We start from the raw sequence: 19,289 nt of genomic DNA, 5'->3' as shown, positions 1-19,289 counted from the left end.
CGTTTTCGTAGCGGCGCGATTCATCGCGCCTTTTTCGCCGTATAAACACCCGCGCGATAAATCGCGCCGCTACCTTTGTACATTCCGTTACACGCCGATACCAATCCCTCACGGAAAGAACTGTTGCGATTACATATAGTCATTTCACCGGCCCCGCAGTGGGCTACACATGAAAAAATAGTTCGAGGAATTTGCAATGAAAAAATTATTTGCGCTGGTGATCGCCGCTGCTATGGGTCTGTCTTCTGTAGCTTTCGCAGCTGAAACCACTGCTACTCCGGCTCCGGCTGCTGCTGCAACCACTACTGCTGCACCGGTTAAGCACAAAGCAACTACGCACAAACACAAGAAAGCCGCTGCTCAGAAAGCTCAGGCTGCCAAGAAGCACAAAAAAGTAGCTAAGAAAGCCCCGGCTGCACAGAAAGCTCAGGCTGCTAAAAAGCACCACAAAAAAGCAACCAAACCAGCTGCACAGAAAGCCCAGGCTGCTAAAAAGCACCACAAAAAAGCAACCAAACCGGCTGCACAGAAAGCCCAGGCTGCTAAAAAGCACCACAAAAAAGTAACTAAACCAGCTGCACAGAAAGCTCAGGCTGCTAAAAAGCACCACAAAAAAGCGACCAAAAAAGCCGCTAAATAAGGTTGCCTTCGCGCGCCCGACCTTGCATTAATGATTGAAAACACCCGGTTCTGCCGGGTGTTTGTTTACTGGAGTAGCGGAATATGGTGCGTCGCTATCGCTTCGAAATCATTTTGATTGTGGTGATCCTGTGCGGCATTGTCGCAGCCAGTTTTTTTATTTAGTCGTTGTAGCGTGCTGATTATTCCAATATTTCTCCCTTTTTTACCGCTCTCCGACTATAGTTATCGCTCAAGCGTGATGACAAAAACCTCTACTTATTCTCGCCATTGAGAGAACTATGCGCCTGGCTATCCTGTTATTTGTTGGTATTTTCAGCTTTAACCTCGCAGCACATGCCGATGATGAAGACGGGCCAAGCCCTGATGACATCAAAACCCTGTTCTTTGGCAAGGATCACCGCAAAGCGATCAGCGATGTCAGCGCTGCCCCCTGGGACGCCATTGGTCAACTGGAGACCGAAAGTGGCAACCTGTGCACCGCGACGCTGATCTCTGCCCATCTGGCGCTCACCGCCGGTCATTGCCTGCTCACCCCGCCCGGTAAGTTCGATAAACCGGTGGCGTTGCGTTTTATGGCAGGCAGCAAAGGCTGGCGTTATGAAATCCATGATATCGACGCCCGCGTCGAACCGTCGCTGGCGCGTAAGTTAAAAGCCGATGGCGAAGGCTGGATCGTCCCGCCTGACGCCGCCCCTTATGATTACGGTTTGGTGATTCTGCACAATCCACCCTCGGCGATTACCCCGATTCCCTTGTTTGATGGATCACGCGGCGATTTAACCGATGCGTTGAAAGCCACCGGTCGTAAAGTGACACAGGCGGGTTACCCGGAAGATCATCTGGATACGCTGTATTCACACAGCGATTGCCTGGTGACTGGCTGGGCGCAACGCGCGGTGCTATCGCATCAATGCGATACCCTGCCCGGCGACAGCGGTTCACCGTTGTTGCTGAAGAAAGATGATGGCTGGCAGCTGATTGCGGTACAAAGCTCGGCACCTGCCCCGGCCGACCGTTATCGTGCGGATAACCGTGCGATTGCCGTCACCTCGTTCCGGGACAAGCTGGAAGCATTAGCGCAATAGCATTGCGCTAATGCCCCGTATCGGCGCGATAAATCGCGCCGATACGAAGGTCATCCCATCTGCTCCATAGTCTGCACAATACGCTTATCCGAAATCGGATAAGGGGTGCCCAGTTGCTGGGCAAAGTAGCTGATACGTAATTCTTCCAGCATCCAGCGAATCGCCAGCACCTCTGCATCATCCTGACGTTGCGGCGGCAGCTTGTTACGCCAGCTCTGCCACGCCTGCTCCACCGCCTGCACTTTCAACATCCGCGCCCGATCGCTGTGCGGGTCCACCGGCAGCTTCTCCAGACGGCGTTCGATGCCCTGCAAATAGCGTAAGGTATCCGCCAGCCGCTGCCAGCCATTGCCGGTGACGAAACCACGGTATACCAGGCCATTCATCTGATTTTTGATATCAGCCAACGCCAGCGCCAGCGACATATCCACCCGGCCCTTCAGGCGTTTGTTGATATTGAATACGCAGGTCAGAATCTGCTCCACCTGCTTCGCGATGGTGACCACCGTTTCATTCAGTTCGGCACGCACTTTGTCACGTAGCTGCTCGAAATTCTCCTGCTGCCACGCCGGACCACCGGCTTCACCCATCAGCTTATCCACGCCACAGGCGATGCAGTCATCAATCAGATCCAGCACTTTGCCGTAAGGGTTAAAATACAGACCGAGCTTGGCTTTGTTCGGCAGCTTCTCATGCAGATATTTGATCGGTGACGGGATATTGAGCAGCAGCAAACGCCGCTGACCGCGCCACATCATCTTTTGTTGTTCCTGTTCACTGTCGAACAGGCGGATGGCAACGCTGTCTTTTTCATCCACCAGCGCAGGCCAGGCTTTGACCTGATAACTGCCCCGCTTCTGTTCATAGCTTTGTGGCAAATCACCAAAGCTCCAGATATGCAGGCCGCTCTGCTCCAGCCCGTCATCCGCCACTTTCGACAGGGTTTCCTGTACTTTGCCTTTCAGCGCCTGCTTCAACTGATGCAGGTCCTTGCCTTCCTGCAACTTACGGTTGTGTTCGTCAACCACGCGGAATGTCATTTTCAGGTGATCGGGCACCTGATCCCACTGCCAGGCTTCGCGGTCAATGGTGACACCGGTCATGCGGCGGAACTCACGCTCCAGCGCATCCAGCAACGGCAGCTCCAGCGCCGTAACGCGTCCCAGGAAGGCCTCAGCATAGTTCGGGGCGGGCACCAGATTACGTCGAACCGGTTTCGGTAATGACTTAATCAACGCAATCACCAGCTCGCGGCGTACGCCCGGGATCTGCCACTCAAAGCCACCTTCCTCCACCTGATTGAGTAGCGGCAGCGGAATATGCACCGTCACCCCGTCAGCATCTGCGCCCGGTTCAAACTGGTAACTGAGTTTCAGCTTCAGGTTGCCCTGATGCCAGAAATTCGGGTAATCGAGTTGGCTGACCTTTTCCGCGCCATCTTTGATCAGCATCTGCTTATCAAAACTGAGCAAATCCGCGTTTTCTTTGCTGGCCTTTTTCCACCAACTGTCAAAATGGCGCGCGGAAACCACCTCGCTGCCGATACGTCGGTCGTAGAAAGCAAACAAGGTTTCATCATCAACCAGGATGTCGCGGCGGCGTGATTTATGTTCCAGGTCTTCCACTTCGCTACGCAGTTTTTGGTTGCTGCGGAAGAAGGCGTGACGGTTCTGCCAGTCCCCCTCCACCAGCGCGTGACGGATAAACAATTCACGACTTAGCTGCGGATCAATCTGGCCGTAGTTGACCTTGCGCGCCTGTACAATCGGCAAACCGTACAGCGTCACTTTTTCACTGGCCATTACCGCGCCCTGGGCTTTTTCCCAGTGCGGTTCGCTGTAGCTGCGCTTCAGCAAATGCTGCGCCAGTGGTTCGATCCATTCAGGATCGATGCGTGCCGCAATGCGTCCCCACAGACGGCTGGTTTCCACCAGCTCCGCCACCACGGTCCACTTGGGCGGCTTCTTAAACAGCCCGGAACCGGGGAAGATGGAGAAGCGGGCGTTGCGGGCTCCGGTAAACTCTTGTTTTTCTGCGTCTTTCTGCCCGATATGTGATAGCAAGCCCGTCAGCATCGCGCAGTGTACTTCTCGATAAAGCGCAGGTTCGCTGTTGACCGGCATACCTTGTTCACGCACCACCTGACGCAACTGGGTATAAATATCCTGCCATTCACGCACACGCAGATAGTTGAGATAGTCGCTTTTACACTGGCGACGGAACTGATTGCCCGACAGCGCCTTTTGTTGTTCCTGGAGATAGTTCCACAAATTAACGAAAGCGAGAAAATCTGACTCTTTGTCAGCAAATCGCCGATGTTTTTCGTCCGATGCCTGCTGTTTCTCCACCGGACGCTCACGCGGATCCTGAATCGACAGCGCAGCGGTGATGATCATCGCTTCACGTACGCAGCCAAATTTCTGCGCTTCCAGCACCATGCGCGCCAGACGCGGATCGACCGGCAGCAACGCCAGTTGCCGTCCTGATGCCGTCAGTTTGTAGTGACCATCCTCATTGACGGTGATCGCCCCCAGCTCCTCCAGCAGACGCACCCCGTCCTGGATATTGCGCTTATCCGGTGCTTCGACAAACGGGAAGGCAGCGATATCGCCCAGCCCGAGCGCAGTCATCTGCAAAATAACCGACGCGAGGTTGGTACGCAGAATCTCCGGGTCGGTAAACTCAGGACGGCTGAGGAAATCGTCTTCTGAGTAGAGACGGATACAGATACCTTCCGAGACGCGACCACAGCGGCCTTTACGCTGATTAGCCGATGCCTGGGAAACCGGCTCAATCGGTAGGCGCTGCACTTTGGTGCGGTAGCTGTAGCGGCTGATACGTGCCGTGCCGGGGTCGATAACGTACTTAATACCCGGCACGGTCAGTGAGGTTTCCGCCACGTTGGTCGCCAGCACGATGCGGCGTCCACTGTGCGACTGGAACACCCGGTTCTGTTCGGCATTCGACAATCGCGCGTACAGCGGCAGAATCTCGGTATGCGGCAAGTCGCGCTTCATCAGCGCATCGGCGGTATCGCGAATTTCGCGTTCACCACTCATAAAGATCAGGATATCACCCCGACTTTCCTGTCCCAGTTCATCCACCGCATCGAAAATAGCCTGAAGCTGGTCACGATCGGTATCCTCGGCTTCTTCAACCACAGGACGATAACGCACCTCCACCGGGAAGGTGCGCCCGGAAACTTCAATCACCGGCGCATTGTGAAAATGGCGTGAAAAGCGCTGGGGATCGATGGTCGCCGAGGTGATGATCACCTTCAAATCGGGACGGCGTGGCAGCAATTCGCGTAGATAACCGAGCAGAAAATCGATGTTCAGGCTACGTTCATGCGCTTCATCGATGATGATGGTGTCATATTGCAACAACAGGCGATCCTGCTGGATTTCTGCCAGCAAAATACCGTCGGTCATCAGCTTCACCTGGGTGGTGTCGCTGACCTGATCATTAAAACGCACCTTGTAGCCGATGCAACCACCGAGTGACGTCTCCAGTTCATCCGCGATGCGGTTCGCTACGGTGCGCGCCGCCAGACGGCGGGGTTGGGTATGACCAATCAACCCTTTAACCCCACGGCCCAGCGCCAGACAAATCTTCGGTAACTGCGTGGTTTTCCCCGAACCCGTTTCACCGGCAACAATCACCACCTGATGGTCGCGAATCGCTTCAGCGATCGCCTGCTGCTTCTGGCTGACCGGCAGATTTTCCGGAAAGGTAATGCGCGGCGTAGCCGCCATACGTTGCGCCACGCGCTGCTCCGCGAGGGTGAACTCGGCGGCCAGTTCGGTCGCAATCCCCTGTTGTGCTTCAGGATTTTTTACTTTTGTCGCGCCCTGGAGTCGCCGTTGTAACCGTTGGCGATCGCGTAACATCAGGTTATCAAGTCGCGTCCAGAGCGGCGCTAAAGGAGAAGTAACGGATGATGACATAGTAATGAGTTACCTGTTGTGGCAGGGCAACCGGTGCGCTGCCGGCCGAAAATCACGGCGGATTCCATCAAATAATGGACGGCATCATAGCATAATTTGCCCCTGCCGCCCTGACCGCGCGTGCGGCCTTATTCAATAAATTCGAACATAGCTCTCGAAATATTGCGCTTTTCACCGCAGGGGGATCTCCGTAGAGTGTAACGCATTGAGCGGTAAGCCTTCCGCGTAACAAACAGGAAAACACCATGAGCAAAGTATTAGTTCTGAAATCCAGCATCCTAGCCGGTTACTCTCAGTCCAACCAACTGGCTGATTTCTATGTTGAACAGGCACAGAGCAAAGGTGATACCGTCACCGTTCGTGACCTGGCCGCGAATCCGATCCCGGTTCTGGACGGTGAGCTGGTGGGTGCGCTGCGTCCGTCTGATGCACCGCTGTCTCCGCGTCAACAAGAAGCGCTGGCTCTGTCAGACGAACTGATTGCTGAACTGCAAGCTCATGACGTCGTAGTTATCGCTGCGCCGATGTACAACTTCAACATCCCGACTCAGCTGAAAAACTACTTCGACCTGATTGCCCGTGCTGGCGTGACTTTCCGTTACACCGAAGCAGGCCCGGAAGGTCTGGTGAAAGGTAAACGTGCAGTGATTCTGTCCAGCCGTGGCGGCATCCACAAAGATACCCCGACTGACCTGCTGACGCCGTACGTTAAGCTGTTCCTCGGCTTCATCGGCATCACTGATGTGAACTTCGTGTTCGCAGAAGGTATCGCTTACGGTCCGGAAGTGGCGACCAAAGCGGCCAGCGATGCGAAAGACGCGATCAAAGAGATTGTTGCTGCGTAAGCTTTAAAAAAGAATGCTATCTTTTTGCCGGGCCTGAGTGCCCGGTTTTTTTTGGCTATTTGCGCAACCATTGTCCATTGATGCCCTGCACATATTCGCCAGCACCGGCACGATCCACCAGTTTTTCCCCGGCAATGCGTGCCACCTCACCGCTGGTGAGATTGTTCTGCTGCGCCACGCGTTGATATTGCTGGCTGCGTCCCTCATTGATACGTTTCACCAGCGCCAGGGTTTCGCTGTCCTGCTGACGCGCCGCAATATAACCGCTCAGGGTTTCGCCTACGCGCCCCTGCTGACGTGCCTGATCAAGCGTCAGTGCCCAGGCGGAAGGTACCAACAGCATCGCCAGCAACCACGCGATTCCTTTTTGTTTCATCGCTGCCCTCCTCAAAATAAACCGCTCTGATTTTTCAGCAGCGCTTCCACATCTTTATCGACCTTGATGTGGATTTCATGCTCGATTTTCACATTCATATTGATGGTGATTGGCTCTTTCGGCGCAGCAACTTCAATGCGCGGCACACAGCCGATCAGCGGCAGCCCGGCTGCCAGCACCAGTAATGCCCTCAGGCTCATGGTTGGGGATCCTTCTTGGATGGCAGGGTGGCGTTTTGCTCCACCCAGGATTGCAAATTATCGCCAAAGCGCAGGCTGCGCCACAGCTGGAACAGGTTTTCCTGATGACGGTAGTTAAGATTGACCGACTGCCGCCGGTTGCTGAACTGGCTGGTGCCCTTTACCTCAGATTGCAGAGTCAGATTGCCAAAGTTATCCAGATCCAGCGTGGCCCATGAGCGGGAGATCTCCATATAGCGCAGCCAGTCCATCGCCGCGCCTGCGGCAATGTTGTTTGTGGTGATGGCATCGGCCATATCTTTATCCATGCGAAACGTCAGTGGTCCCCCATTGGCAATCCAGCCTTTTTCAATCAGCCAGCGCGGATTGTTGACCCACAGCGGCAGCTCGCCATTCACCTTGCCGGACATAGCAAATTGCTTTGGTTTGATGGCGGTGATCAGGCGGCTGAGATCAATGTCACGCAGAGAAATCAGCGCCGCTTCGTGCTGCGGCAGGCGCAGTTCTGGCAGGCTGACATGGCCGCCCAGCAGGTCAAGATTGACGTTAGATAGCCGCAACGGCTGACGTTCCTGCCACGGATAATGCCCCTGTAAATCGGCGGTGATGTTCTGCAAGGCAAACTGGTTTTTTATCTCGGCAATGCGCAGAGAAACCGGCCCACGTCGTCCCAACTGCCACTGGTCGGCCTTCAGTCGAAACGGCAGCGAGAAATCGATGCCGTTGATTTCGCTATCCGGCATCCAGACGCCGCCATTTTTCACTGTCCAGTGACCACCCGCCTCGAAACCTTGATCGGTAGCGGCGGAGAAAGCCACTTGTGCCTGAAGTTGACCAGACTGAATGCGCATCTTCAAATCGCTACTGAGCAACGGCTGAAATACCGCCAGCGATTGTGCTGGCCACCAGGCCTGGCCGCGCAGACGCTCACCATCCCAGCGACCATTCACCCGCAACGGACCGATCTCACCCGCCTTAAGCTGGCCATGCCAGATAAACTGACTGGGGTCGCTGCCTTTGGCCGCAAACTCAAGCTCTGACGGCGGCAACCAGCCGCCATAGCTGAAATGCGTCTGGCCGGATTTCAACACAAAGCCACCAGCAAAGCTGGGTTGCTGCGCATCGCGCTGCCAGCGTACCGGTGCGGTCAGGGTCAAACGCGGTTTGCTCACCTGCGCCATACCATATGCCAGTTGGTCAAATCCGGTGTCCAGCGTATCCAGGCTAATCAGGGTATCCTGCCAACTGCCGGTCCCTTTGACATCCCATTTGGCGTTGAGCGGCTGCATCATGCCATCGCCCCAGTAGCGCCAGTTCCAGCGTCCACTGTCCGGCCAGAATTGCGTGGCGCGCCCGTCGAGGTGCAGCCGCAAACGGCCAAAGCTGGGGTCATGGGCTTGCAGAATCGCCTGCAAACGTCCGTTAATCCCCTTGCTGCTCAGGGTCACGCCCGCCAGCGGCCAGCGCGCCTCATCCACCTCCAGCGTTGACAACAACCGACCACGCAGGCGCAACAAGGCACCCGGTTTCAACACCAGTTGCGGGTCGGTCAGCATCCCCTGCAACTCGCCGGGGATGGCGCCATATAATTGCAACCGGGCGAATTTGCTTTCGCCAGTAAGCTGGAACGGCAAGGCGCTGTTATTCAGGCTGAGCGTCCCTGGCCCGACACTCAACACCAGGTTGCCCTTGCCCCCTTTGCCTTGTGTCAGCAGGTTAAATCGTCCCTGAACCTGGGTGAGATCCAGTCCCTGCTGCCAGTCGGTTAAGGTCAATGCCAGACCGCCCGACAACGGCTGATCGGGCTGTGGCCAGCGCCAGTGTCCTTGGGTAATACGAATGTGTTGTTGATCGACCTGCCACGGTAGTTGCAGCAACGGCTGATCGTCGCCCTGCTGACTCACGGTTAACGTCCCTTGCTGCTGCTGCCAGTTCAGCGCCAGCCGCAGTGGCTGCGGCCATTGGCTCAGACTTGCATCCCCCGTTAACTCACCCGCGACCGGAAGGCCGTCGGCAAAGGTGGGCAGCGTCAGCGTACCCTGTAGATCCAGCGGTTTGGGGAGCAACGGTTGCGTTAGCGTCAACCGCGAGAGTTGCAGTTGTTGTCCTTGCAGACGGGCGTCAACGGTAAGATTCTCGCCCTGATAACGCAGTTGCTGTGCGGATTTATCCAGAGTGAGATCAAACTGCCCGGCATATTGCTGCCACGGCAGTAACACCAGTTGGTCGAGGTGGATATCCGCGCCGGGCAGCAATGCCTGCCACTGCGCCAGCGTACGTGGCGCATCGTTCGGGGTGGTGTTTTGCGGCAGCGATTGCAGGCAGTTGCTGTCGAGTTGTACCTGCCGGGCGTGCAGTTGCCAGCGATGCTGATGCCAACCGAGGCTGACATTGCTGACTTTCGCCAGCTCACAATCGCCCGCCAGGTAACGCACTGCCGGGAAATAGAGGCCACCCTGCTGCCAGCCTGGCGCGCCGTTCAGCTCCACGCGGGTATCTTCCGGCAGCCAGATGCCTGCCAGCCGGGGTAACCATTGCGTCACCGTCAGCAGCAGTCCCAGTAGCAGCAGTATCAGCGCCAGTAGCGCAGCAAGTGTTCGGCGAAGGCCCCGCGTCATGGCAGCTAACGTTCCTGTTCCTTACAAAATCCTGACGAAGATGATGGCATGTTATGCCGGGTAAATGAAGGTTTTACCCGGTGGCATGCGATCATTGCGCGCTGTTTCGACCAGAAAACGTTATCCTGTCCTCTGCCAACATGCCATTTTTCAGGAGCGAAACAATGAAAGTTGCGGTTTACAGTACCAAACAGTATGACCAGAAGTATCTTGAACATGTTAACGCCAGCTATGGATTCGAGCTGGTGTTCTTCGACTTTCTGCTGACGGAAACCACAGCCAAGAACGCCGTAGGCTGTGATGCGGTGTGCATCTTCGTGAATGATGATGGCGGCAAAGTGGTGCTGGAGGAGTTGGCCGCGCTGGGCGTGAAATATATCGCGCTACGCTGTGCCGGTTTTAATAACGTCGATCTGGAGGCTGCCGCCGCTCTCGGTTTGCAGGTGGTGCGTGTTCCCGCCTATTCGCCAGAAGCCGTTGCGGAACATGCAGTTGGCCTGATGATGACGCTCAACCGGCGTATCCATCGCGCTTATCAACGTACGCGTGATGCGAACTTCTCGCTGGATGGCTTAACCGGCTTCAATATGTACGGTAAAACTGCCGGGATCGTCGGCACCGGCAAGATTGGTGTGGCGGCGATGCGTATTCTGAAAGGGTTTGGTATGCGCCTGCTGGCGTTTGATCCCTATCCCAGCGCCCAGGCACTGGAATTGGGAGCCGAATATGTTGATCTCAAAACCCTGCTGTCACAATCGGATGTCATCACCCTGCACTGCCCGCTGACGCCAGAAAACCACCATCTGCTGAATGCCGCGGCCTTCAGCCAGATGAAAGATGGCGTGATGATTATCAACACCAGCCGTGGCGGCTTGATTGATTCACAGGCGGCAATCGATGCGCTGAAGCAGCAGAAAATCGGTTCACTGGGGATGGACGTGTATGAAAACGAACGCGATCTGTTCTTTGAAGATAAATCGAATGATGTGATTCAGGATGACGTGTTCCGTCGTCTCTCTGCCTGCCATAACGTGCTGTTTACCGGCCATCAGGCGTTTCTGACGGCGGAAGCATTGACCGCCATCTCCGAAACCACGTTAAACAATCTGGGGCAGCTGGAACGCGGTGAAACTTGCCCTAACCAGGTGAAAGCCTGACACCCGGCGCCTGCGTTAGCGGGCGCAGCTTCCACCGATCAGCGCCTGCTCATCGCAGCGACGGCCATTCGCCATCTGGCACATGCCGATGCGCGAACCATCTAACTGGCGTGAAAACGCCAGTGTTCCCCCGGCATTGGCACAGTTAGTTTCAGCCAATGACGACATCACCACCTGCGGTTGAATATGCGCAGCGGTCGCCTGTTGTGGCGGTTCATTATCACTATTGCTGCTGCAAGCGGAAAGTAACAGCGCAACACCGGCCAGCAGGAAGGAAGCGGCTTTCATCGATCAGGCTCCGGGCGGTTCGGGGGAAAAATTCGAACCAGCATATGTCAGGCGCAGCAAGGGGTCGAGAGGCGACACAGCTTTTTACAAAATTTTCTTTCACACTTTGCAACCAGAATTATCCTGATTAGCCTTTTTTCACCTCTTATCCGCACCCGTCATGATGTAAAAAGCAGCAACCTTAGTCAGTGGTGCGGCGAGCTACTGACATCACACGGATGAGAAAGTGATGCCTGCCCGCTTTGCTAGACTGAGATAATTAACCCCGGAAACTTTATGGCAATCCGTATCGCGCGATAAAGCATGACGTAATGTTTACGGGCATTCTCAGCGAAGCAAAGGACGATTTATGATTACCGTCGACGGCAATGGCGCAGTGGCTTCTGTCGCCTTCCGCACCAGCGAAGTTATCGCCATTTATCCCATAACCCCCAGTTCAACCATGGCTGAACTGGCCGATGGCTGGTCCGGGGAAGGCCGCCGCAATATCTGGGGCGATGTGCCACGCGTGGTTGAGATGCAATCCGAAGGGGGGGCGATAGCCACCGTGCATGGCGCGTTGCAAACCGGGTCGTTATCCACCTCCTTCACCTCATCGCAGGGTTTGCTGCTGATGATCCCCACCCTGTACAAACTGGCCGGGCAGTTGATGCCGTTTGTGCTGCATGTCGCTGCGCGTACCGTTGCCACCCATGCGTTATCCATCTTTGGCGACCACTCCGACGTGATGGCAGTGCGCCAGACCGGCTGTGCGCTGCTCTGCGCCTCCAGCGTGCAGGAAGCGCAGGATTTTGCCCTGATCGCCCAAATGGCGTCACTCAACAGCCGCATCCCGTTTATCCATTTCTTCGATGGCTTCCGTACCTCACACGAAATCAACAAAATCGTGCCGCTCAGTGACGAAACATTGCTGGCGCTAATGCCGCAGCAGGCGATTGCGCAGCATCGCGCCCGCGCCCTGACGCCGGATCACCCCACCGTTCGCGGCACCTCGGCCAACCCGGACACGTACTTCCAGTCGCGTGAAGCAACCAACCGTTGGTATGACGCCTGCACCGGACATGTCGAAAACGCCATGATGGCGTTTGCGGAACAAACGGGCCGCCGCTACCAACCCTTTGAGTTTTATGGCCATCCGCAGGCGGAACAGGTGATTGTCATGATGGGGTCCGGCTGCGGTACCGCTGAAGAGGCCATTGATGAGTTGCTACAACGCGGTGAGAAAGTCGGGCTGGTCAAGGTACGTCTGTATCGACCGTTCTCGGCTCAGCATCTGTTAAGCGTGTTGCCGACAACGACGCAACGTGTGGCGGTGCTGGATCGCACCAAAGAACCTGGCGCGCTGGGCGAACCGCTGTTTCTGGATGTGATGACCGCGCTGGCAGAAGCCTTTAGTCGTGGCGAGCGCAGCACCCTGCCGCAGGTGTGTGGCGGGCGTTATGGCTTGTCGTCGAAAGAGTTTGCCCCCGACGCGGTGCTGGCGGTGTTTCGTGCTCTGCAACGCCCACAGCCGCCTGCACGCTTCACCGTGGGGATTTATGACGATGTCACCCATCTCTCGTTGCCGCCTGAAGCCAACATTGTGCCGAATCGCGCCCATCTTGAAGCGTTGTTCTACGGGCTGGGCAGCGATGGCAGCGTCAGTGCCACCAAAAACAACCTGAAAATTATCGGCAACGCCACACCGTGGCAGGTGCAGGGCTATTTCGTTTACGACTCGAAAAAGGCAGGCGGGCTGACGGTTTCACATTTACGCGTCAGCCAGCAACCGATTCAGTCGGCCTATCTGATTCAGCAGGCCGATTTTATTGGCTGCCACCAATTACAATTTATCGACAAATATTCGATGCTCGATCAACTGAAACCAGGCGGCATTTTTCTGCTGAATACCCCTTATGCCGCCGATGAAGTGTGGCATCGCCTGCCGCAGGAGGTGCAGACGCAGCTCAACGATAAACAGGCGCGTTTTTATGTGATTAATGCAGCGCGAATTGCGCGGGAATGCCAGCTCGGCGCGCGTATCAATACCGTAATGCAGATGGCGTTCTTCCAACTGACACAAATTCTGCCAGGCGACAGCGCCCTGACCGAACTGCAAAACACCATCGCCCGCAGTTATCGCAGCAAAGGCGAGGAGCTGGTGCAGCGTAACTGGCAGGCGCTGGCAATGGCACAACAGGCGCTGGAAGCAGTGCCGTTGCAGGCGGTGGATGCGAGCAGCCCACATCGCCCACCGGTGGTTGCCGACAATGCCCCCGACTTTGTTAAAACCGTCACCGCCGCCATGCTGGCCGGACTGGGCGATAAGTTACCGGTTTCTGCCCTGCCGCCGGATGGCAGTTGGCCTACCGGCACCACGCAGTGGGAAAAGCGAAATATTGCGGAAGCGATCCCCATCTGGCAGCCCGACCTGTGTACCCAGTGCAACCATTGCGTCGCCGCCTGCCCACATGCTGCCATTCGCGCTAAAGTCGTGGCACCGGAAGCGCTGGAGGGTGCCCCCGCCAGCCTGGCGTCGCTGGATGTCAAATCGCGTGATATGCGCGGACAAAAATACGTGTTGCAGGTCGCTCCCGAGGACTGCACCGGATGTAATCTGTGCGTCGAAGTCTGTCCCGCCAGCGACCGCCAGCACCCGGAAATCAAAGCCATCAATATGCAATCGCGGCTGGAACACGTTGAAACGGAGAAAATCAATTATGACGCGTTCCTCGCCCTGCCGGAGATCACCGCAGAACAACTGGAGCGTATTGATATCCGTACCTCACAGCTGATTACCCCGCTGTTTGAATATTCGGGAGCCTGTTCCGGCTGCGGTGAAACGCCGTATATCAAGATCCTCACGCAGCTGTATGGCGATCGACTGTTGATTGCCAACGCAACAGGTTGCTCCTCCATCTACGGCGGCAATTTGCCTTCCACGCCTTACACCACCAACGCCGAAGGGCGCGGCCCGGCGTGGGCCAATTCGCTGTTCGAAGATAACGCCGAATTCGGCCTTGGCTTCCGCCTGAGTGTTGATCAGCAGCGCCAGCGTGCCCTGCGCTTGCTGGATCAGTGCGCCTCTGCGTTGCCAGCAGCGCTGGTGGCGGCTCTGAAAAGTGACAATGTCACCACATCGCAACGTCGCGAACAGATTAGTCAGCTACGTGCTGAGCTGAAGAATGCGCCGCACGCCGCTGCTCAGGCGTTAATCTCTGCGGCCGATGCGCTGGTCGATAAATCGGTGTGGTTAATCGGCGGGGACGGCTGGGCCTACGACATCGGTTACGGCGGGCTGGATCATGTGATGAGCCTGAGCGAGAACGTCAATGTGCTGGTACTGGATACGCAATGTTATTCCAACACCGGCGGTCAGGCGTCAAAAGCCACCCCGCTCGGCGCGGTCACCAAATTTGGTGAGCAGGGAAAACGCAAGGCACGTAAAGATCTCGGCATGGCGACATTGTTGTACGGGCATGTTTATGTGGCGCAGATTTCCCTCGGCGCGCAGTTGAATCAAACCATGAAAGCGATACAGGAAGCCGAAGCCTGGCCCGGTCCCTCGCTGATCATCGCCTACAGCCCGTGCGAAGAACACGGTTATGACCTGGCGTATAGCCATGAACAGATGCGCCTGCTGACCACCAGTGGATTCTGGCCATTGTATCGTTTTGATCCGCAACGCGCGGAACAGGGAAAAGCTGCGTTGTCACTGGATTCGCGCCCACCGACTTCCGAGCTGGAGCAGGCATTGATGAATGAGCAGCGCTTCCGCCAGTTGCAAACCGAACAACCGGAAGCCGCTGCGCAGTTGTGGCGGGATGCCAGCGAGGCCGCTAACCAACGTTATCAGCGGTTAGCGGAGCTGGCTGGCAAAGCGGAGAAAAGCGAGTGATAAACAAAGCCCGGCACAGATGGCCGGGCTTGATGATGATTAACAGGGCTTGAGTTGGGTGATTGCCATCTCCACCGCCCGGTTGGGGGAACCGGTTAATTCGCGGTAACGGAGTTGCAGATTTTGTAACTCCGTTGCCAACACATCTTTTTCTGTTGCCACGCCACGCTGTGCCAGTTCCAGATAACATTGACCGACTAACCGGCACGCTTCTTCAAAAACCATATCGTAAGTTTGCATCCGCCTCTCCTCACCCTTTAGAAACTAAAGTAACTCATGCCTTCATCCTGTCAGCGTGGCGCATGCAAAATCTTCGCGCAGATCAATAAATGCACAAATAATTCGGGCAAAGAATGCTGATCTTTATTCTGAGCGGTGATTAACCGGAAAAACGCGGCTTCTCCATACGGAATCCCAGCCCGATCAGGCGACCAAACACAAAACGCAGGAACGGGAAACGACGGATAAGGGTCGGCATCGGGCTTTTCTTACCGGGGTTGCGTTTATTGCTGCTCATTTTAATTTGCAGGAACTGGGTGGCCACCGTCGGGAACTGACGCCGCTTCTGGACTCTCGCCAGGTCACGCAGGGTGACATCTCCCCTGCGCAACGGCTGCGTCAGATAATTGGCGGCGGCGACCGCATCCTGTATCGCCAGATTCACGCCAACACCGCCAATCGGCGACATGGCGTGCGCCGCATCACCGATGCAGAGTACGCCGGGTTTCATCCAACTATCGAGGCGGTCAATACGGATCGACAGCAACTTAAATTGCTGCCAGTCGTCAATCTGAGACAGTCGTGCCACATCAAAGGGCGCGACTTGCGCAATCGCCGCCTTGAATGGCTCCAGACCCGCCGTTTGCAGCGCAGCAAACTCTCCTTTGGGGATGGTGTAGCCACATTGCCAATACTCACCCCGGTCTATAACGATAAAGTTTTGCCGTGGCCCTTTATGCCCCATGCCCCAGGTGGGATCGCCCTGCTGCTTATCCAGCCGGAACCAAACCACATCGCGCGACGCACCAAACGCCTGGCTGGTTAACCCGGCAGCGGCACGGACGGCGGAGTTTCGTCCATCAGCGCCGACCACCAGCTGCGATCGGATCTCCACCGGCCCCTGTTCGGTGATGGCGTGAATGCCACCCACGCGCCCCTGATTGTCGATGAAGCGATCAAACGTGGTGGATTGCAGCAAGGTAAATCCGGCAAAGCGCGCGCTTTGCTGTGCGAGAAAGTTGAGGAAATCCCATTGCGGCATAAAGGCGATAAAACGGTACTGGACGGGAAGGCGGGAGAAATCGGCCATCGTCACTTCCTGACCGGCGATTTCCGCCTGTAACTTTTCGGCACGCTGATGCGGCAGTTGCAGCAGTTCCTCCACCAGACCAAGCTGATGCATGATCTCCAGGGTCGAAGGATGAATGGTATCACCACGAAAATCACGCAGAAAATCGGCATGTTTTTCAATCACCACCACCCGCAGACCGGCACGCACCAGCAGATACCCCAGCATCAACCCGGCCGGACCGCCGCCAACAATGCAGCAATCGGTGTTCAGGATCGCATTCGCTTCAGGCTTCATTATCGCTCCTTGGTCAGCACCACCAGAGTTTATGATAATAATTATCATTTGTGTATAGCGATTGGTGCTGCGGGGCTTAATGTCCACCCATGACGTCATGGTCGTAATAATAAACGGCTCCCGATCCGACAGAGCCGTTTGGTATTCCTGAACTATTTTGCAATAACGGTGAAGAACCTCAGCCTCAGAACTCGACGCTTGCGCTGAGCACCAGGTTGCGCGTTTCACCTTCAGCAACGCGCAAATTGCCACCACTGGAGGTGTAATAATGCTTGTTAAACAAGTTGTTGAGGTTTAATTGTAAATGCGTTTTTTTACCCAGCAGTTGATTGTCCCAACCAATAAAACTGTCCGCGACGGTGTAAGCAGGCAGGGTGAAACTGTTGCTCGGATCACCCGCACGCGTGCCCATATAACGAACCCCGCCGCCGATACGGAAACTGCCCGGCAACAGATTGAAGCGCAGATCGTGGCTTAAATAGACCGCACCGGAATTTCGTGGTGCGTTTTGCAGACGGTTGCCATTATTAGTCGGGTCGGTTTTATCGTTAACGATTTTCGCCTCGTTGTAACTGTAATTGGCGCTAATATCCCAGTCAGGATAAATCTCACCGTTAACCTCTAATTCAATGCCACTGGAACGAGCTTTATCTACGGCATAGGTTCCATCGTTTAATGCTAAGGCAACATTGCGCTCATCTATACGGTAGAGCGCAACCGTGGCAAGCAGTGCCGGTGTCATCTGCCATTTGCTGCCGACTTCATAGGTCGTACCCTGTTCAGGAGCTTCAACGTCGCCGTTGTCATCCGGATTAGTCGATGGCGTAAACGATTTACTCAAACTGCCATAGAAAGATACTGTCGGTGTCAGCTTATAAATCAGCCCTGTTTGAGGCAAAAACTTATTACCTTCATCGCTATAAGTCAGTGTGGAATCACTGCCTCTTGATTCGCGTTGTTCGAAGTGCTGATAACGGGCGCCAGCTACCACGGTCCATTGCGACGTCAGGTCAATATTGTCTTTAAAATAGACCGAGCGGTTGTGAATGCGATTGAGCAGATTACTGTCGGCAGTTTTTTCCGTACTGCTGTCGGTGATGGTTGCTAATCCATAAACCGGGTTGCTCAGAGTGAAGTCAGTATTTTTTGTACCGTTATAAGCGTGTGCACGGTAGGTTTGGTTCATTTCATAATCAGTACCGACCACCAGGTTATGCGTCATGCCAAATATTTCGGGCGTACCGATGGCATCCCACGAAACATATTTTGTTTTGTGGTTAAAGCCGCGGAAGGCATCTGGACGTCGCGTAACGACACCGGTGGTTGTATTAATGGCGGTGGTTGTCACGGTATTGCTGTTGTACTTGCGCTGGTTCATCCCTACGGTAACGCGGGTCGACCAAATGTCATTGAACTGATAATCCCAGTAGCTGTTGAAGGTCTGATTACGCCCCCACGCATGGTTGGAATAATCATCCAGCCGGGTTTTATAACCGATATTGATCGGTTTCCCATTAATAAATGCCGTGCCGCGATCGTACGGAATATCATACTGATAACTTTCATAGCTGATATTAAAACTGGCTTTTTCGCCATACCACTGTAATGAAGGTGCCAGCAGATTATGCTTTTCATTGCCGTATCCGCGCCAGTAATTCTGCGCTTGTTTTTCGGCAATCAGACGGAAAGCAAAACCATTGCCCAGTGGGCCGGTAATATCAATATTTCCTGCACCGCCTCCAGTACTGTTGTAGTGTCCACCAACAATGGTGTGCCACTCATATTGCGGTTTTTTACTCACGACATTAATCATCCCACCGGGATTTAAAATACCGTATAACAGCGAAGACGACCCTTTCAACACTTCAACGTGATCCGTGGTGGCATCAAGATTAAGTCCCTGGCTACTACGGATACCGTCACGGAACACAGAACCATCGGAGTTTGAACCAAAACCGCGGCGAACAATACCATCTTCCGTCTGGCCCAGCGTATTCGCCTGCGCAGCGCCACTAACAAAACGCATAGCATCGGACAGGGTGGTGGATTGATAATCACTCAGTTGTTTATTTGTCACCACGCTCACCGACTGCGCTTCATTCAGTTTAGAGGTGGGCGTTTTACTGGCGACCGACGTAGTTGGGCTGGAATATCCGGTGTCGGGTTGTTCGGTCTGTTGGGCGGCAGTCACCGTCAAGGTATTATTGTCGGTAGCGGCATAGCTGCCACCTGAAGAAATTAACGCACCACTATATACCGCAAGCCATATTTTCCCCAAAGGGCGCTTGTGGTGTTGAATATTTTTATATTCATTCATTTCTGATTTTTTTCCCTGGCAATTATCACAAACTGATTTTTCATACTCTGACGCAATCCTGTCATGCTGCCGGCTGTTGTTGCGCGGAAGTGCGTGATCGGCAGGTCCGGTATTGTTATCAAGACAAGGCGCAGTTGATAATGTAATTGATAATCATTCAAACATGAGGGGATGTAGTAGTAAATATAAATTTTAGCTTTTCCGCTACAGATGCCCTCTCCACTCCTCTGGCAACAAAATGGATGTTAACAATACAAATAAATATTTATATTTCATTGCTTTAAATTGAGATTACCTTGCCGGACAATCATCGACAAATTGAAATTAACCTTGCTTTTTTTGCCTGTATTTT

Annotated in this window: 13 protein-coding genes; 5 read left to right on the top strand and 8 right to left on the bottom strand. The window is 54.7% G+C overall.

Translation table 11 applies throughout. The features are described 5' to 3' along the window. The first annotated feature begins 196 nt into the window (after nt 1-196). Together asr and L579_RS04790 are read left to right on the top strand one after the other, a co-directional pair. Nucleotides 197-640, top strand: a complete 444-nt coding sequence (asr, locus tag L579_RS04795; RefSeq protein ID WP_021183150.1) for an acid resistance repetitive basic protein Asr — start codon at nt 197-199, stop codon at nt 638-640. 280 nt (nt 641-920) lie between these two features. After that, nucleotides 921-1,727 (top strand): trypsin-like serine peptidase, encoded by an 807-nt coding sequence (locus L579_RS04790; protein WP_021183149.1) that lies wholly within the window; start codon nt 921-923, stop codon nt 1,725-1,727. A 50-nt stretch (nt 1,728-1,777) separates the two neighbouring features. Here L579_RS04790 and hrpA read toward each other — a convergent pair whose 3' ends face one another. Further along, nucleotides 1,778-5,674 carry an ATP-dependent RNA helicase HrpA gene (gene hrpA / locus L579_RS04785; RefSeq protein ID WP_021183148.1) on the bottom strand — a complete coding sequence of 1,299 codons (3,897 nt, stop codon included), beginning with the start codon at nt 5,672-5,674 and terminating at the stop codon, nt 1,778-1,780. A 245-nt stretch (nt 5,675-5,919) separates the two neighbouring features. On the opposite strand from hrpA, the gene azoR reads away from it, so the two are divergent. Next, complete coding sequence (gene azoR / locus L579_RS04780) at nt 5,920-6,519, top strand: FMN-dependent NADH-azoreductase (protein ID WP_021183147.1); 600 nt, start codon at nt 5,920-5,922, stop codon at nt 6,517-6,519. Between the two features lie 55 nt (nt 6,520-6,574). On the opposite strand, the gene L579_RS04775 is transcribed toward azoR, so the two are convergent. Genes L579_RS04775 through L579_RS04765 form a run of 3 tightly spaced genes read right to left on the bottom strand, consistent with a single transcriptional unit; the run spans nt 6,575 to nt 9,713 of the window. Then, a complete protein-coding gene (locus tag L579_RS04775) occupies nt 6,575-6,895 on the bottom strand; it encodes a YdbL family protein (protein WP_021183146.1) in 321 nt (106 codons plus the stop codon). Between the two features lie 11 nt (nt 6,896-6,906). Continuing rightward, the gene (locus L579_RS04770) at nt 6,907-7,095 is read right to left on the bottom strand and encodes a YnbE family lipoprotein (protein ID WP_013509194.1); all 189 of its coding nucleotides are present in this window, start codon (nt 7,093-7,095) and stop codon (nt 6,907-6,909) included. After that, nucleotides 7,092-9,713: a YdbH family protein gene (locus tag L579_RS04765; protein WP_021183145.1), complete on the bottom strand. Its 2,622-nt coding sequence runs from the start codon at nt 9,711-9,713 to the stop codon at nt 7,092-7,094. Before L579_RS04765 ends, L579_RS04770 begins: the two co-directional genes overlap by 4 nt. Nucleotides 9,714-9,877: 164 nt before the next feature. On the opposite strand from L579_RS04765, the gene L579_RS04760 reads away from it, so the two are divergent. Beyond that, the gene (locus L579_RS04760; protein WP_021183144.1) at nt 9,878-10,870 is read left to right on the top strand and encodes a 2-hydroxyacid dehydrogenase; all 993 of its coding nucleotides are present in this window, start codon (nt 9,878-9,880) and stop codon (nt 10,868-10,870) included. A 15-nt stretch (nt 10,871-10,885) separates the two neighbouring features. Here the strand turns inward: L579_RS04760 and L579_RS04755 are convergent, their stop codons facing one another. After that, on the bottom strand, nt 10,886-11,158 hold the full coding sequence (locus tag L579_RS04755; protein ID WP_021183143.1) for a putative hemolysin: 273 nt from the start codon (nt 11,156-11,158) through the stop codon (nt 10,886-10,888). Between the two features lie 349 nt (nt 11,159-11,507). Between L579_RS04755 and nifJ the strand changes: the two genes are divergently transcribed. Then, nucleotides 11,508-15,035, top strand: a complete 3,528-nt coding sequence (gene nifJ / locus L579_RS04750) for a pyruvate:ferredoxin (flavodoxin) oxidoreductase (RefSeq protein ID WP_021183142.1) — start codon at nt 11,508-11,510, stop codon at nt 15,033-15,035. Between the two features lie 39 nt (nt 15,036-15,074). On the opposite strand, the gene L579_RS04745 is transcribed toward nifJ, so the two are convergent. The 3 genes from L579_RS04745 to L579_RS04735 form a co-directional block, all read right to left on the bottom strand. Continuing rightward, nucleotides 15,075-15,275: a DUF2767 family protein gene (locus L579_RS04745; RefSeq protein WP_013509199.1), complete on the bottom strand. Its 201-nt coding sequence runs from the start codon at nt 15,273-15,275 to the stop codon at nt 15,075-15,077. A gap of 139 nt (nt 15,276-15,414) precedes the next feature. Further along, complete coding sequence (locus tag L579_RS04740; protein ID WP_021183141.1) at nt 15,415-16,620, bottom strand: FAD-dependent oxidoreductase; 1,206 nt, start codon at nt 16,618-16,620, stop codon at nt 15,415-15,417. A gap of 184 nt (nt 16,621-16,804) precedes the next feature. Then, nucleotides 16,805-18,937 (bottom strand): TonB-dependent siderophore receptor, encoded by a 2,133-nt coding sequence (locus tag L579_RS04735; protein ID WP_021183140.1) that lies wholly within the window; start codon nt 18,935-18,937, stop codon nt 16,805-16,807. Nucleotides 18,938-19,289: the final 352 nt, after the last annotated feature.

Source organism: Pantoea sp. AS-PWVM4, from assembly GCF_000468095.1.
In the GTDB taxonomy this organism is placed as follows: Bacteria; Pseudomonadota; Gammaproteobacteria; order Enterobacterales; family Enterobacteriaceae; genus Pantoea; species Pantoea phytobeneficialis.
The sequence above is the reverse complement of the archived record's forward strand: the minus strand, read 5'-3'. Positions and strand labels throughout refer to the sequence as shown.